At 69.0% G+C, this 12,200-nt stretch carries 12 protein-coding genes; 2 read left to right on the top strand and 10 right to left on the bottom strand.

The window, feature by feature from the left end:
- Nucleotides 1–29: 29 nt before the first annotated feature.
- The 4 genes from IEV99_RS11295 to IEV99_RS11280 all read right to left on the bottom strand — a co-directional run bounded on the left by IEV99_RS11295 (nt 30) and on the right by IEV99_RS11280 (nt 4,614).
- Nucleotides 30–947, bottom strand: coding sequence for an ABC transporter permease (locus IEV99_RS11295; RefSeq protein WP_188517896.1), 918 nt, complete (start codon nt 945–947; stop codon nt 30–32).
- A 1-nt stretch (nt 948) separates the two neighbouring features.
- Complete coding sequence (locus IEV99_RS11290) at nt 949–2,016, bottom strand: ABC transporter permease (protein ID WP_188517895.1); 1,068 nt, start codon at nt 2,014–2,016, stop codon at nt 949–951.
- Nucleotides 2,006–3,562, bottom strand: coding sequence for an ABC transporter ATP-binding protein (locus IEV99_RS11285; RefSeq protein ID WP_244643821.1), 1,557 nt, complete (start codon nt 3,560–3,562; stop codon nt 2,006–2,008). The genes IEV99_RS11290 and IEV99_RS11285 overlap by 11 nt, the downstream gene beginning before the upstream one ends.
- 80 nt (nt 3,563–3,642) lie before the next feature.
- Complete coding sequence (locus IEV99_RS11280) at nt 3,643–4,614, bottom strand: quinone oxidoreductase family protein (RefSeq protein WP_188517893.1); 972 nt, start codon at nt 4,612–4,614, stop codon at nt 3,643–3,645.
- 149 nt (nt 4,615–4,763) lie between these two features.
- Between IEV99_RS11280 and IEV99_RS11275 the strand changes: the two genes are divergently transcribed.
- Nucleotides 4,764–6,482 (top strand): SulP family inorganic anion transporter, encoded by a 1,719-nt coding sequence (locus IEV99_RS11275; RefSeq protein WP_188517892.1) that lies wholly within the window; start codon nt 4,764–4,766, stop codon nt 6,480–6,482.
- A gap of 4 nt (nt 6,483–6,486) precedes the next feature.
- On the opposite strand, the gene IEV99_RS11270 is transcribed toward IEV99_RS11275, so the two are convergent.
- The 5 genes from IEV99_RS11270 to IEV99_RS11250 all read right to left on the bottom strand — a co-directional run bounded on the left by IEV99_RS11270 (nt 6,487) and on the right by IEV99_RS11250 (nt 10,352).
- Nucleotides 6,487–7,245: a TerC family protein gene (locus tag IEV99_RS11270; protein ID WP_188517891.1), complete on the bottom strand. Its 759-nt coding sequence runs from the start codon at nt 7,243–7,245 to the stop codon at nt 6,487–6,489.
- A 27-nt stretch (nt 7,246–7,272) separates the two neighbouring features.
- Nucleotides 7,273–8,016, bottom strand: coding sequence for a CDP-alcohol phosphatidyltransferase family protein (locus tag IEV99_RS11265; RefSeq protein WP_188517890.1), 744 nt, complete (start codon nt 8,014–8,016; stop codon nt 7,273–7,275).
- Nucleotides 8,017–8,181: 165 nt separating this feature from the next.
- A complete protein-coding gene (locus IEV99_RS11260; protein WP_188517889.1) occupies nt 8,182–9,051 on the bottom strand; it encodes a DUF2182 domain-containing protein in 870 nt (289 codons plus the stop codon).
- A gap of 66 nt (nt 9,052–9,117) precedes the next feature.
- Nucleotides 9,118–9,939 carry a universal stress protein gene (locus IEV99_RS11255; protein ID WP_188517888.1) on the bottom strand — a complete coding sequence of 274 codons (822 nt, stop codon included), beginning with the start codon at nt 9,937–9,939 and terminating at the stop codon, nt 9,118–9,120.
- A gap of 104 nt (nt 9,940–10,043) precedes the next feature.
- Entirely contained in the window at nt 10,044–10,352 is a 309-nt protein-coding gene (locus IEV99_RS11250) for a hypothetical protein (RefSeq protein WP_188517887.1), read from the bottom strand.
- A gap of 215 nt (nt 10,353–10,567) precedes the next feature.
- On the opposite strand from IEV99_RS11250, the gene pobA reads away from it, so the two are divergent.
- The gene (gene pobA / locus IEV99_RS11245) at nt 10,568–11,737 is read left to right on the top strand and encodes a 4-hydroxybenzoate 3-monooxygenase (protein ID WP_188517886.1); all 1,170 of its coding nucleotides are present in this window, start codon (nt 10,568–10,570) and stop codon (nt 11,735–11,737) included.
- On the opposite strand, the gene IEV99_RS11240 is transcribed toward pobA, so the two are convergent.
- Nucleotides 11,738–12,139 carry an acyl-CoA thioesterase gene (locus IEV99_RS11240; protein ID WP_188517885.1) on the bottom strand — a complete coding sequence of 134 codons (402 nt, stop codon included), beginning with the start codon at nt 12,137–12,139 and terminating at the stop codon, nt 11,738–11,740.
- Between the last annotated feature and the right edge of the window lie 61 nt (nt 12,140–12,200).

The following is a 12,200-nucleotide window of genomic DNA, read 5'->3' as shown; positions in this document are numbered from 1 at the left end:
CCCGGTCTTCCCCGAAAACATCAATCGGATCAGCGATCCGGCACGAAGGACGTCCCCAGCGACCCCGGCGCGGCGGCGGCCTTCCGCCGCCCGGCCGACATGATCACGAGCGCCACGATGGTGGCCACGTAAGGGAAAGCCGACATCACCTGCGAGGGGAAGCCGAGCGAGGCCGCCTGTGCGTGCAGTTGGAGCACGGTCGCGCCGCCGAAAAGGTAGGCGCCGAACAGCACGCGCAGCGGCTTCCAGGAGGCAAAGACCACGAGCGCCAGCGCAATCCAGCCGCGGCCGGCCGTCATGCCGGGCGACCAGAAGGGCGTGTAGACGAGTGACAGATAGGCGCCCGCGAGCCCGGCGCAGCCGCCGCCGAACAGGATGGCGAGAAGCCGAACCTGCATGACCGGCAGGCCGAGCCAGTGCGCGGAGGTGTGGTTCTCGCCGATGGAGCGCAGCGTGAGTCCTGCCCGGCTGCGGCCCAGGAACCACAGCACCGCGATCGCCAGCGCGAGCGAGAGATACACGAATGGGTCCTGGCCGAAGAGCAGGCGCCCGACGCCCGGAAGCTCCGTGAGGCCCGGGATGCGAATGGCCGGGATCGCCTCGCGGCTTGTGCCGACGAAGCCGGCGCCGATCAGCCCGGACAGGCCAAGGCCCACGATGGTGAGCGCAAGCCCGGTCGCGACCTGGTTGGTTGCGAGACCCAGCGTCAGCAGCGCAAAAACGGCCGAGAGCGCGACGCCGGCCGCGATGGCGGCCAGCACGCCGAGCGCCGAGGAGCCGCTCAACGTGGCGGCCGCAAATCCGCAGGCGGCTCCCACCGCCATCATGCCCTCGATGCCGAGATTGAGCACGCCGGCGCGTTCCACCACCAACTCGCCCAGGGCGGCGATCAGCAGCGGCGTCGCCGCCGTAATCACCGTAATGAGGACCGCTTGCCAGATGTCCATGTCAAGCCCTCGCCATCGTGACGATCCGCACGCGGTAGGACACCAGCGCGTCGGCGGCGAGCACGCACATCAGGAGCACGCCCTGGAAGGTGCGGGTGAGATCGAGCGGCAGCTTCAGGGCGATCTGGGCGCTTTCGCCGCCGATCACCGTCAACGCCACCACGAGCGCGCCGAACACCATGCCGAGCGGATGCAGGCGGCCGAGGAACGCCACCGTGATGGCCGTGAACCCGTAGCCGGACGAGATGCCGGGCTTGAGCTGCCCGATCTGGCCCAGCACCTCCAGCACGCCCGCGAGACCGGCCGCTGCGCCCGAGATCGCGAAGGCGGCAAGCACCATGCGGTTGGCGTCGAAGCCAGCGAAGCGCGCCGCCTTGGGGGCTTCGCCGGCCACGCGGACGCCGAAGCCGAACAAGGTGCGGCTGATCACGAACCAGGCGACCAGCACCAGCACGGGCCCCAGCAGCACGCCGGCATGCAGCCGGCCGCCGTCGGCCAAGAAGGGCAGCGTGGCGTCGAAGTTCACCGTCTGCGGGAAGTTGAAGCCCTTCGGGTCGCGCCACGGGCCGCGCACCAGGTAGTCGAGCACGAGGTCGGCGACGTAGACCAGCATCAGGCTGGACAGGATCTCGCTGACGCCGAACGTCACGCGCAGAAGCGCCGGGATCATCGCGTAGGCGAGCCCGCCCAATGCGCCCATCACGAGCGCCAGCGGGATGACCCAGAACCCCGCGCCCGAGCCCGCAGTGTAGAGCGGCAGAATGGAGCCGACCAGCGCGCCGATGATGAACTGGCCCTCCGCGCCGATGTTCCACAGGCTGGCCCGGAAACAGAAGGAGAGCCCGACCGCGATGATCAGCAGCGGCGTGGCCTTCACGGCCATCTCCTGCAGGCCCCAGCTCTCCGACAGCGTGTCGACGAAATAGACCTGGAAGGCGGCGGCCGGCGAGCGGCCCATGACGGCGATCACCACGCCGCCGATCAGCACGGCTGCGATCACGGCCGCCACCGGCGCGAGCACGCGCGCCCAGGGCGAGACGTCCCCGCGCGGGACGAGTTCAAGCCGCATGGGGGCGCTCCTCGGCCGTGCCGGCCATCAGCAGGCCGATCTTCTCGCGATCGATCTCGCGCGCCGGGTAGGTCGCCGAGAGATGGCCGTCATGGATCACCGCGATGCGGTCCGCGATGGCGAAGATCTCGTCGAGGTCCTGGCTGATCACCACCACGGCCGCGCCGCGCGCCGCAAGATCGATCAGCGCCTGCCGAATGGTGGCCGCCGCGCCGGCGTCGACGCCCCAGGTGGGCTGATTGACGATCAGCACGCCGGGCTCCCGCAGGATCTCGCGGCCGACCACGAACTTCTGCAGGTTGCCCCCCGAGAGCGTGCCGGCGGGCGGGTCCACCCTGCCCTTCCGGACGTCGAAAACGCGGCTGATCTCGGCCGCGACCGCCTTGGCGGCGCTGGCGTCGACGAGGCCGTGGCGGGCTACGCCGCCGGTGGCGTGCCTCGACAGGACGACATTTTCGGACAACGTCAGCCTGGGCGCGGCGGCGTGGCCGTTGCGCTCTTCCGGCACGAAGGCCGCCTTGCGCCGGCGCCGCGCGTCGATGTCGTCGCGGCCCGCATCGGCGCCGTCGATGCGCACCGCGCCGGCCTTTTCGGCGCGCGACTCGCCCGACATGGCGGCGAAGAGCTCGGCCTGGCCGTTGCCGGCCACGCCTGCGACGCCGACGATCTCGCCGCCCCGCACAGCGAGGTCGACGCCCTTCAGGGCGACGCCGTGGATCTCGTCCGGCGCAAGCGACAGCTTGTTCAGCTCGAAGCGCACCGGCCCGAGCTGGTGCGCGGCGGCGGCGCGGACCTCCATCACCTCCGAGCCGACCATCAGGCTGGCGAGACGGCGCACGCTCTCCTGGCGCGGATCGCAGGCGGCCACGACCTTGCCGGCCCGCATCACGGTGGCGCCGCTGCACAGCCGCTTCACTTCCTCGAGCCGGTGGGTGATGTAAAGGAGGCCGCAGCCGCCGGCCGCGAGCTTTTCCAGCGTGACGAAGAGGGTGTCGGCCTCCTGCGGCGTGAGCACCGAGGTGGGTTCGTCCAGGATCAGCAGGCGCGGCTCGCGCAGGAGCGCCCGCACGATCTCGATGCGCTGGCGCTCGCCGGCCGAGAGCGTCCAGACCGGGCGGCCGGGCTCCAGCGCCAGCCCATAGCGCTCTCCGACAGACGCGATGCGGGCCGCAATGGACCGCATGTCCTCCCCCTTGGGCAGCGCCACCGCAATGTTTTCCGCCACCGTCAGGTTGTCGAACAGCGAGAAGTGCTGGAACACCATGCCGATGCCGAGCCGGCCGGCGTCCTCCGGGTTGGCCAGCGTCACCGGCTGGCCCTGCCAGCGGATCTCGCCCTCGTTGGGCTGGAGGAGGCCGAACAGGATCTTCACCAGCGTCGACTTGCCGGCGCCGTTCTCGCCCAGCAAGGCGTGGATCTCGCCGGCCCTGATGTCGAGATCCACATGGTCGTTGGCGGTCAGCGTGCCGAACCGCTTCACGATTCCGCGCAGGCTGACGAGCGGCGGCCCGTCGCGCTGGTCTTCCCGCCCCGATGCCCCCGCCATTGTGCGCTGCGCCCCACCCGCTCGAGAGTTCGTATGCAGGTCGGGCGCCATCCTGGGCGCCCGACCCCGCCGGTGGACGCTTAAGGCGTCAGGATCGTCACGCCCGTGGTGTCGCGACCCTCCAACGCGCGATGCGCCTCGGCGGCGTCCTTCAGGGCGAAACGCTGCGTCACCGGGATCTTTACGGCGCCGGACGCGATCACGGCGAAGAGGTCGTCGCACATGGCCAAGAGGTCGGCGCGCTCAGCCGTGTAGGTGAAGAGCGTAGGCCGCGTGGCGAACAGCGAGCCCTTCTGGGCCAGGATGCCGATGTTGAAGGCCTCGATGGCGCCCGACGAGCTGCCAAAGCTCACGAACATGCCGAGCGGGCGCAGGCAATCCAGCGAGCCCGGGAAAGTCTGCTTGCCGACGCCGTCATAGACGACCTGGCACTTCTTGCCGCCCGTGATCTCGGCCACGCGCGCGACGAAATCCTCGTCCCGGTACAGGATGGTGTGGTGGCAGCCGTTGTCCTTGGCGAGCTTCGCCTTGTCGGCGCTGCCCACGGTGCCGATCACGGTCGCGCCGAGATGGTTGGCCCACTGGCAGGCGATCATGCCGACGCCGCCCGCGGCCGCGTGGAACAGGATCGTGTCGCCCTTCTGCACCTTGTAGGTGCGGCGGAGCAGATACTGGGCCGTCAGCCCTTTCAGCATCATGCCGGCGCCTGTTTCGTAGTCGATCGCGTCGGGCAGCTTCACCAACACCTTGGCGGCGACATTGCGCTCCTCCGCATAGCCGCCAAGCCGCGCCGTGTAGGCGACGCGGTCGCCGACCTTGAACTCGGTGACGCCCTCGCCCACCGCGACCACGTCGCCGGATGCCTCGCTGCCCGGAATGAAGGGCGTCTGGGCGGGGTACACGCCCGAGCGGTCATAGACGTCGATGTAGTTCAGGCCGATGGCCCGGTGCTTGACGCGGACCTCGCCAGGCCCAGCCGCCGGAAGCTCGACGTCCTCGTAGGACAGAGCCTCGGGGCCGCCGACCTTGTGCACGCGAATGGCCTTGACCATCAGAATCCTCCCAATAATGCGGGCATCTTACGGAGATGCCCTGACTCGGCAACCGGCTTCGAGTCTGGCATGCTCATTTCACAAGTCGCGCGTGTATTTTGTGCGCTTGCGCCGCCGACGGCGTTCGCCGGTTCTATTCGGTCGCAGCCATGCATCAACCCCTTCGCCGCCGCTCGCCGTCCTTCGCCGAGCTGTTCACGCCCAAGATCGTTTCCGTTTTGCGGGAAGGTTACGGCGCCCGCGAGCTCCGCGCCGACGCCATTGCGGGCGCAACCGTCGCGATGGTGGCGCTTCCCCTCTCCATGGCGATCGCCAAGGCGAGCGGAACCACGCCGGACCGGGGGCTGTTCACCGCCATCGTGGGCGGGCTGCTGATCTCGCTGCTGGGCGGCAGCCGCTTTCAGATCGGCGGGCCGGCAGGCGCGTTTATTGTCGTGGTGGCGGCCAGCATCGAGCGGCAGGGCTTCGACGGCTTTCTGCTGTCGACTCTCATCGCGGGCGTGCTGCTGGCCGTCATGGGCTTCATGCGGCTCGGCGCCTACATCAAGTATATCCCGCACCCCGTCACGGTGGGCTTCACCAGCGGCATCGCGGTGATCATTTTCGCCAGCCAGCTCACGGACCTGTTCGGCCTCACGCTGCCCGGCCGCGAGCCCGCGGCCTTCATTCCCAAGCTCGAAGCGATCGCGGCGGCGAGCGGAACGGTGACGCCCGCGGCGGTCGTGATCGCGGCGGGGTCAATTGGGCTCATTCTGGCGCTGCGGCGCCTGCGGCCGCACTGGCCTGGCTTCCTGCTCGCGATCGCGTTTGCGTCGCTGCTGGCGGCGCTCCTGGCGCGGCTCGGCCATCCGGTCGCAACCATCGGCTCGAAGTTCGGCGGCATCCCGAGCACGCTGCCGCTGCCGTCCCTGCCGCCGCTGTCGCTCGAGAAAATCTCCGCAGCTTTTCCGGACGCCCTCACCTTCGCGGTGCTAGGCGGCATCGAGTCGCTGCTGTCGGCCGTGGTGGCTGACGGCATGACGGGGCGTCGGCATCGCTCGAGCTGCGAGCTGGTGGCGCAGGGTTTCGCCAATATGGGCTCGGCCCTGTTTGGCGGCATTTGCGCCACCGGCACCATCGCGCGCACGGCGACCAATGTCCGCGCCGGCGCGCATGGGCCGATCGCGGGCGTGATCCATGCCCTCGTGCTGCTCGCCCTGATGCTGGTGGCGGCGCCGCTGGCGGCCTTCATCCCGCTCGCCGCGCTGGCGGCGGTGCTGGCCGTGGTGTCGTGGAACATGGCCGAGCGGGCCGAATTCGCCGCCATCCTGCGCACGTCGCGCGGCGATTCCGCCGTGCTGCTGGCGACGTTTTTCCTGACGGTTTTCCGCGATCTCACCGAGGCGATCGCGGTGGGCGTCGTGATGGGCGCGATCCTGTTCATGCACCGCATGGCCGAGCTCGTCGAAGTGGAGACGCATACCCGCCTCATCGATGCCGACGAGGCCGACACGGCGTCGCCGCGCGGGGACTACGAGGGGCCGGGCAAGGACCCCGACGTGCTCGTTTACCGGATCGCCGGGCCGCTGTTTTTTGGCGCGGCGTCCGAGGTGGCTGCGGTGCTGGACCGCATCGGCCAGACGCCGCGCGTGTTCGTGCTCGACATGAGCCGCGTTCCGTTCGCCGACGCCACGGCGGCGAAGTCGCTGGCAAGCTTCGCCAAAAAGGCCGGCCGCTCCGGCGCGCGCGTGTTCGCGGCCGGGGCGCCGCCCGTTGTGCGGGAGGTGCTGATCGAGCACGGCGCCGGCGAGCCGCTGGTGACCTATGTGGACACGGTCGCGGACGCGACGCGCCCGCCGACCGCCGACGAACCAGCCGAGGCTGCCTGACCGGTCACGCGTCCGGCGGCGGATTCGCGGCCTTGGCGGTGGCCCGGCGGCGCTTCATGCGGCGCGAGGCCGTGATGTTGATGAACTCCACGCAAGCCGAGAAGGCCATGGCGGCGTAGATGTAGCCGCGCGGCAGGTGGAAGCCTGTGGCCTCGGCGCAGAGCGAGGCTCCGATCAGGATCAGGAACGACAGCGCCAGCATCTTGGTGGTCGGGTGCGCGGCGATGAAGGCCGAAACCGGCCCGGACGCCACATACATCACCAGCATCGAGAGCAGCACGGCCGTGACCATGATCGACAGGTTGTCGGCCATGCCGATGGCCGTGACGATCGAGTCGATGGAGAACACGAGGTCGACCACGGCGATCTGCACGATGGCGCCCACGAACGCCTTGGGGGCGTTCGCCTTGCCGTCGGCGTCGTGATCGCCTTCGAGGCCGGCGTGGATCTCATGCGTCGCCTTGGCGACCAGGAAGGCGCCGCCGCCCAGCAGGATAAGGTCACGCCACGAGAGCGACAGGCTGAAAACCGTCAGCACCGGCTTGGTCAGGCCGATGATCCAGGTGAGCACCGAGAGCAGCAGGACCCGGAACACCAGCGCCAGAAGCAGGCCGATGCCGCGCGCGCGCTTGGCCTGGTCCTCCGGCAGGCGCGCCACCAGCACCGAAATGAACACGACATTGTCGATGCCCAGAACGATTTCCATGGCGGTGAGGGTCAGCAGGGCCGCCCAGCCGGCGGGGTCCGTCAGCCAGTCCAGCATCGTGCGTCAACTCCTTGGATAAGCGCCTCAGGCGGTGTCGGCGAGCCCCTTGGGCCGACGTCGCACCAGTCCCAGGCAGGTGAAATAGGCGGCGCAAATCAACAGCACCGCATGCGTAAGGCGATCCGGCAGCAGGTCTTCGGCGATGGTCACGAAGCCGGCGACGGCCCACACGGCAGCCATCAGCAGCGTGAGCGGCTTCAACTGCCGCACCCGGAACGGATGAACGAACACGATGGGGAGCGCCTGCCCGACCGCGGCCGCCAGGATGATGGCGGAGGCCGTCCAGACCGGCGGGTGATAGACGACCAGATAGAAGACGATCACGTTCCAGACAGCCGGGAAGCCCGCGAACCAGTTGTCCGGCGTCTTCATGCGCAGGTCGGCGAAATACAGCGCCGCCGACACGATGATGACGATCGCCCAGACGATGGCGATCTCGCGCGACCAGAACCCGCAAAACACCAGGATGGCGGCCGGCACGAACACGTAGGTTGTGAAATCGATCACCAGATCGAGCACGTCGCCCGAAATGTTCGGAAGCCGGTCGCGGACGTGCAAGGCGCGGGCGATCGTGCCGTCCACGCCGTCGACGATCAGGGCGACGCCGAGCCAGAGAAAGGCGCGGGAGAAGTCCTTGTCAATTGCGGCCAGCAGGGCGAGAAACGCCAGAGCGCCGCCCGAGGCGGTGAAAAAATGGACGAAATACGCGGGAAGGCGCTCCGCAAAGCTTCGCTTTGGCCGATTGCTTACGGGTTCTTCCGTTTCCACGCGTCTACACCGATCCGAGTTGGACCGACGCGAACGGGCGGCCCGGAGGGACGGTTCCATCCCGCCGGGCGGGAATGAACCTGCCGGGATAAAACATCACCGTGGGCGGTCTGGCCAGAGCTTACCGCGAGTTGCGCACGGTTGTGTATGGTCCGGGGGAGCTGGTCAGCGGGCCGCCAGCGCGCGCCAGAGAGGCTCGACGCCCACGGCGCCGACCGCGGCGGCGAGCCCGGCGAGCACGAGCCCGACGCCGATCAGGCGCGGCGCGGCCGTGCCGCTGGTCAGCTTCTCGACCGTGCTGAGGAGCGCGAGGAGGCTCATCCAGAGCAGGTTCATCGCGCCGGCGAGCAGCATCAGCGCCATGGTCGCGCCGCAACAGCCGAGGCACGCGCGGCCCTGTTCCAGCCCGAGGCGGAACACGTCCGCCCGGCGATGGGTCACCCTGCCGTCCAGGCACGCCGCGGGAAGGCGGCAAAAGTCCAGGCAGCGCAGCTTGAGTTCGCTGAACTGATAGAGCCCCGCCGCGCCGATTGCGAAGCCAGCCAGAACGCCGGCGGCCTGCGGCGGCACGCCGAGCCGTGGCCACCCCCAGGCTACGGCCGTCTGGAGCAGCGCCGCGCCAAGCGCGACCAATATCCAGACGCTCAGATAACCGGCGACGAGGATGGCGGGCGATGGGCTCTCGCGCCCCTGTGCTTGGCGATCTGTGGCGATCTGCGCATAGGCCAGCGCCAAGGGCGCGGCGGTTGGCAGCATCATGGCGACCGCCATCGCCATCCAGAGGCCAGCGGACCACGCGAAGGATCCGGCCGCGCTCCAGACGCCGAGACCGTCTAGCGCGACGGGGCGGCAGATCGCGCCCACGAAGGCGTCGAGCAAGCCGCCGCCGCGCAGCGCCTCCCCAAGCAGGGCTGCCCAGGCGAGAAGCGTCAGGCCGCCAATCGCCGCGCAGGCGATCGCGGCGGGCGACGACGCAAGCGCCCGCCACCCTTTGCGGGCGGGACGACGAAGCTGGCTGGCGGCGTGAAGCGACATGGCGACCTTACGAGAACGGAACGCCTGATCGGCGGCTTCCGCAATCCGGTGCAATCCGGAGGGTGGTCAGTGCGCCATCACGACCGGCAGCGTCATGCTTTCCAGCACCGTGCGGGTCGCGCCGCCAAACACCAACTCGCGGAAACGGGAGTGAGCGTAGCCGCCCATCACGAGGAGGTCCGCGCGCGTGTCCACTGCATGCGACAGCAGCGCGTTGCCGACATCGAGTTCGGTCGTCACGCGCTTCAGCTCGGCGTTGACCCCGTGCCGGGCCAAATGGCGGGCGATGTTGAAGCCCGGGAAGTCCACGTGCCTGTCGCGGTTGATCGTCACGATCTCGACCTTCGCGGCCCTGACCAGCAGCGGCAGCGCGCCGGCGAGAGCGAGCGTCGCCTCGCGGCTGCCGTCCCACGCCAGCACGGCGCGATCGAGCCGCGGCGGGTCCCGGTGGATATACGGCACGATCAGCACGGGCCGGCCCGAGCCGAACAGCGCGGCTTCCAGAATGGAGGGCTCGTCCGGCGCCTTGTCGTCCTGGGGCTGGCTCACGATCGTCATGTCGAAATGGCGGGCGAGTTGAGCCGCCACCCTGTCGCCGTGCTGGGCGGAAAGCTTCAGGTTCAGGCTTTCGGCGCGCACGCCGGCCGCGGCCGCGTCGGCCTCGAAGCTCGACCGCAGGGCATTGGCCCGTTCGGTTGATTCGGCGAGCGACCGGGAGAGCATCACCGCCCCGGCTTCGGCCAGGAGGTAGCCGGCGTCCATGTCGCCGATCGGAGCGACCCCGGTGACATGCGCCTGGGTGGACGCGCCCAGCCCCAGCGCGAAGGCCCGGGTGGCGTCGCCGCCACGACCGGCCGCCAACTCCACGAGAATATCCTTGAACGCCATGGCGCCCTCCCCATTTGGTCAGGTTTCCGGGGAGGATGCTGGCCGCAATCGCAGCGGAGCGCATTGCGGGCGATCAATGAGGCTGGAGAGATTGCAGCGTTAGGTCAGAGTTCCCGGACTTCCACGAAGGCCACGGGCTCGCAGGCCGCGATCATCGCGTCGATGACGTCCTGGTCCTGGCCGTCCTTGATCTTGGGATAGTCGTCCGGCGCGACATAGACGATGTAGCCAACGGCTTCGTTCAGGGCGGCGGTCGGATGCTCCAGCGCATAGCTGCGCTTGTCTTCCAGGGTCAGCCCGTCGAAGCGCTTCACCGCTTCCAGCGGATCCTCCTCGCGCGGGGCGCCGTCCAGATCGAGCGTATCGGCGACGATGGAGCCGGTGACGTTGTCCAGGATGATATAGCGCGGCACGAGCGGCACTCCTCAGGTTTACAAGGCGGCCATCATAGCGCGCCCGCGTGCAATGCGAGAACCCGCCCAAAAGCTCCGCCGCTGTCGTCCAGGGGCGCTCGTTCACCGTATCGGGGGGAGTTGGCAGGCTGATCCCTTGCGCGGCGACGCGACGGGCTGCACTTTGCCGAGAATTGAGCCATCCGCCGGCGCCATGCGTCGAGGCAAGGACAACCATGCGCACACAGGTCGCGATCATCGGCTCAGGCCCGGCCGGGCTCTTGCTGGGGCAGCTGCTGCACAAGGCGGGCGTCGAAACGGTCATCCTGGAGCGCAAGTCAAAGGACTACGTGCTGTCGCGCATCCGCGCCGGCGTGCTGGAACAGGGCACCGTGAACCTGCTCGCCGAAGCCGGCGTGGATGCGCGCCTGCGGGCCGAAGGGCTGTCGCATGAGGGGTTCGCGCTGGGCTTCGCGAACCGGCGCTTGCGGATCGACCTGAAGGACCTCGTCGGCAAGGTGGTCACCGTCTATGGCCAGACGGAGGTGACGCGCGATCTCATGGCGGCGCGGGAGGCCGCGGGCCTTGTGACAATCTACGAGGCCGACGACGTCGCGTTGCACGATTTCGACGGCGCGTGCCCGCGCGTCACCTGGACGGAAAGCGGGCGGGCGCAGGAGCTCGCATGCGATTTCATCGCGGGCTGCGACGGCTTTCACGGCCCGAGCCGGGCGAGCTTGCCGGAGGGGAGCCTGCAGACGTTTGAACGCGTCTACCCGTTCGGCTGGCTCGGCGTGCTGGCGGACGTGCCGCCCTGCTCGCACGAACTGATCTATGCCGGGCATGACCGGGGCTTCGCGCTCTGCTCCATGCGTTCTCCCACGCGAAGCCGCTACTACGTCCAGTGCGGCGCGGATGAAGACCTGTCCGCGTGGTCGGACGAGCGGTTCTGGGACGAATTGCGGGCCCGGCTCGATCCGGAGGCGGCCGCGCATGTGGTGACCGGGCCATCAATCGAGAAGTCCATCGCCCCGCTGCGCAGCTTCGTGGCCGAGCCCCTGCGCTTCGGGCGGCTGTTTCTGGCCGGCGACGCGGCGCATATCGTCCCGCCGACCGGGGCGAAGGGCCTGAACCTTGCGGCCAGCGACGTGCATTATCTCGCACAGGGGTTCGCCGAGCACTATGGCGAACGCTCGAGCGCCGGCCTCGACGGCTACTCGGCGCGTGCGCTGGCCCGCATCTGGAAGGCCGAGCGCTTTTCCTGGTGGATGACCTCGCTGCTGCATCGCTTCGCCGACCAGAACTCCTTTGACCGGCGCATGCAGGAGGCGGAATTCATCTATCTGGAAGGCTCCCGCGCCGCCCGGACCGCGCTGGCGGAGAACTATGTCGGGCTGCCTTACTGATCAGACGGGCGGCACCGTGCGCGGCTTGCCGTCGTCGTCGATGGCCACGAAGGTGAAGGTCGCGTCCGTCACCTTTTCGCGTACGCGCGTCTGGAAGCGCCGCGCCCAGGCCTCGATGTGGATCTTCATGGACGTGCGGCCGACGCTGTCCACCGCCGTGTAGACGCACAGCACATCGCCGACCGCCACCGGACGGATGAACGTCATAGCTTCCACCGCGACGGTGACGACCCGCCCCTGAGCGCGCTCCACGCCCGCGATGCCGCCGGCCTGGTCCATCTGTGACATCACCCAGCCGCCGAAGATGTCGCCATTGGCGTTGGTGTCGCTCGGCATCGCGATGGTGCGCACCGTGAGTTCGCCGCGGGGCTCCTCGCCCACCGTGGCCGTCCGCTCCGTCATCCGCGCCCCCTTGCGATCCGATGTCCGCAAAGAGACAAGCCGTCGCTGCGTCGGTCAAGGG

Source organism: Alsobacter metallidurans, assembly GCF_014636935.1.
GTDB lineage: Bacteria > Pseudomonadota > Alphaproteobacteria > Rhizobiales > Beijerinckiaceae > Alsobacter > Alsobacter metallidurans.
The sequence above is the reverse complement of the archived record's forward strand: the minus strand, read 5'-3'. Positions and strand labels throughout refer to the sequence as shown.

What these genes read in the sequence shown, in the direction of transcription:
- IEV99_RS11295 (WP_188517896.1), bottom strand. Translation starts at nt 947, where the DNA reads ATGGACATCTGGCAAGCGGTCCTCATTACGGTGATTACGGCGGCGACG.
- IEV99_RS11290 (WP_188517895.1), bottom strand. Translation starts at nt 2,016, where the DNA reads ATGCGGCTTGAACTCGTCCCGCGCGGGGACGTCTCGCCCTGGGCGCGC.
- IEV99_RS11285 (WP_244643821.1), bottom strand. Translation starts at nt 3,562, where the DNA reads ATGGCGGGGGCATCGGGGCGGGAAGACCAGCGCGACGGGCCGCCGCTC.
- IEV99_RS11280 (WP_188517893.1), bottom strand. Translation starts at nt 4,614, where the DNA reads ATGGTCAAGGCCATTCGCGTGCACAAGGTCGGCGGCCCCGAGGCTCTG.
- IEV99_RS11275 (WP_188517892.1), top strand. Translation starts at nt 4,764, where the DNA reads ATGCATCAACCCCTTCGCCGCCGCTCGCCGTCCTTCGCCGAGCTGTTC.
- IEV99_RS11270 (WP_188517891.1), bottom strand. Translation starts at nt 7,245, where the DNA reads ATGCTGGACTGGCTGACGGACCCCGCCGGCTGGGCGGCCCTGCTGACC.
- IEV99_RS11260 (WP_188517889.1), bottom strand. Translation starts at nt 9,051, where the DNA reads ATGTCGCTTCACGCCGCCAGCCAGCTTCGTCGTCCCGCCCGCAAAGGG.
- IEV99_RS11255 (WP_188517888.1), bottom strand. Translation starts at nt 9,939, where the DNA reads ATGGCGTTCAAGGATATTCTCGTGGAGTTGGCGGCCGGTCGTGGCGGC.
- pobA (WP_188517886.1), top strand. Translation starts at nt 10,568, where the DNA reads ATGCGCACACAGGTCGCGATCATCGGCTCAGGCCCGGCCGGGCTCTTG.
- IEV99_RS11240 (WP_188517885.1), bottom strand. Translation starts at nt 12,139, where the DNA reads ATGACGGAGCGGACGGCCACGGTGGGCGAGGAGCCCCGCGGCGAACTC.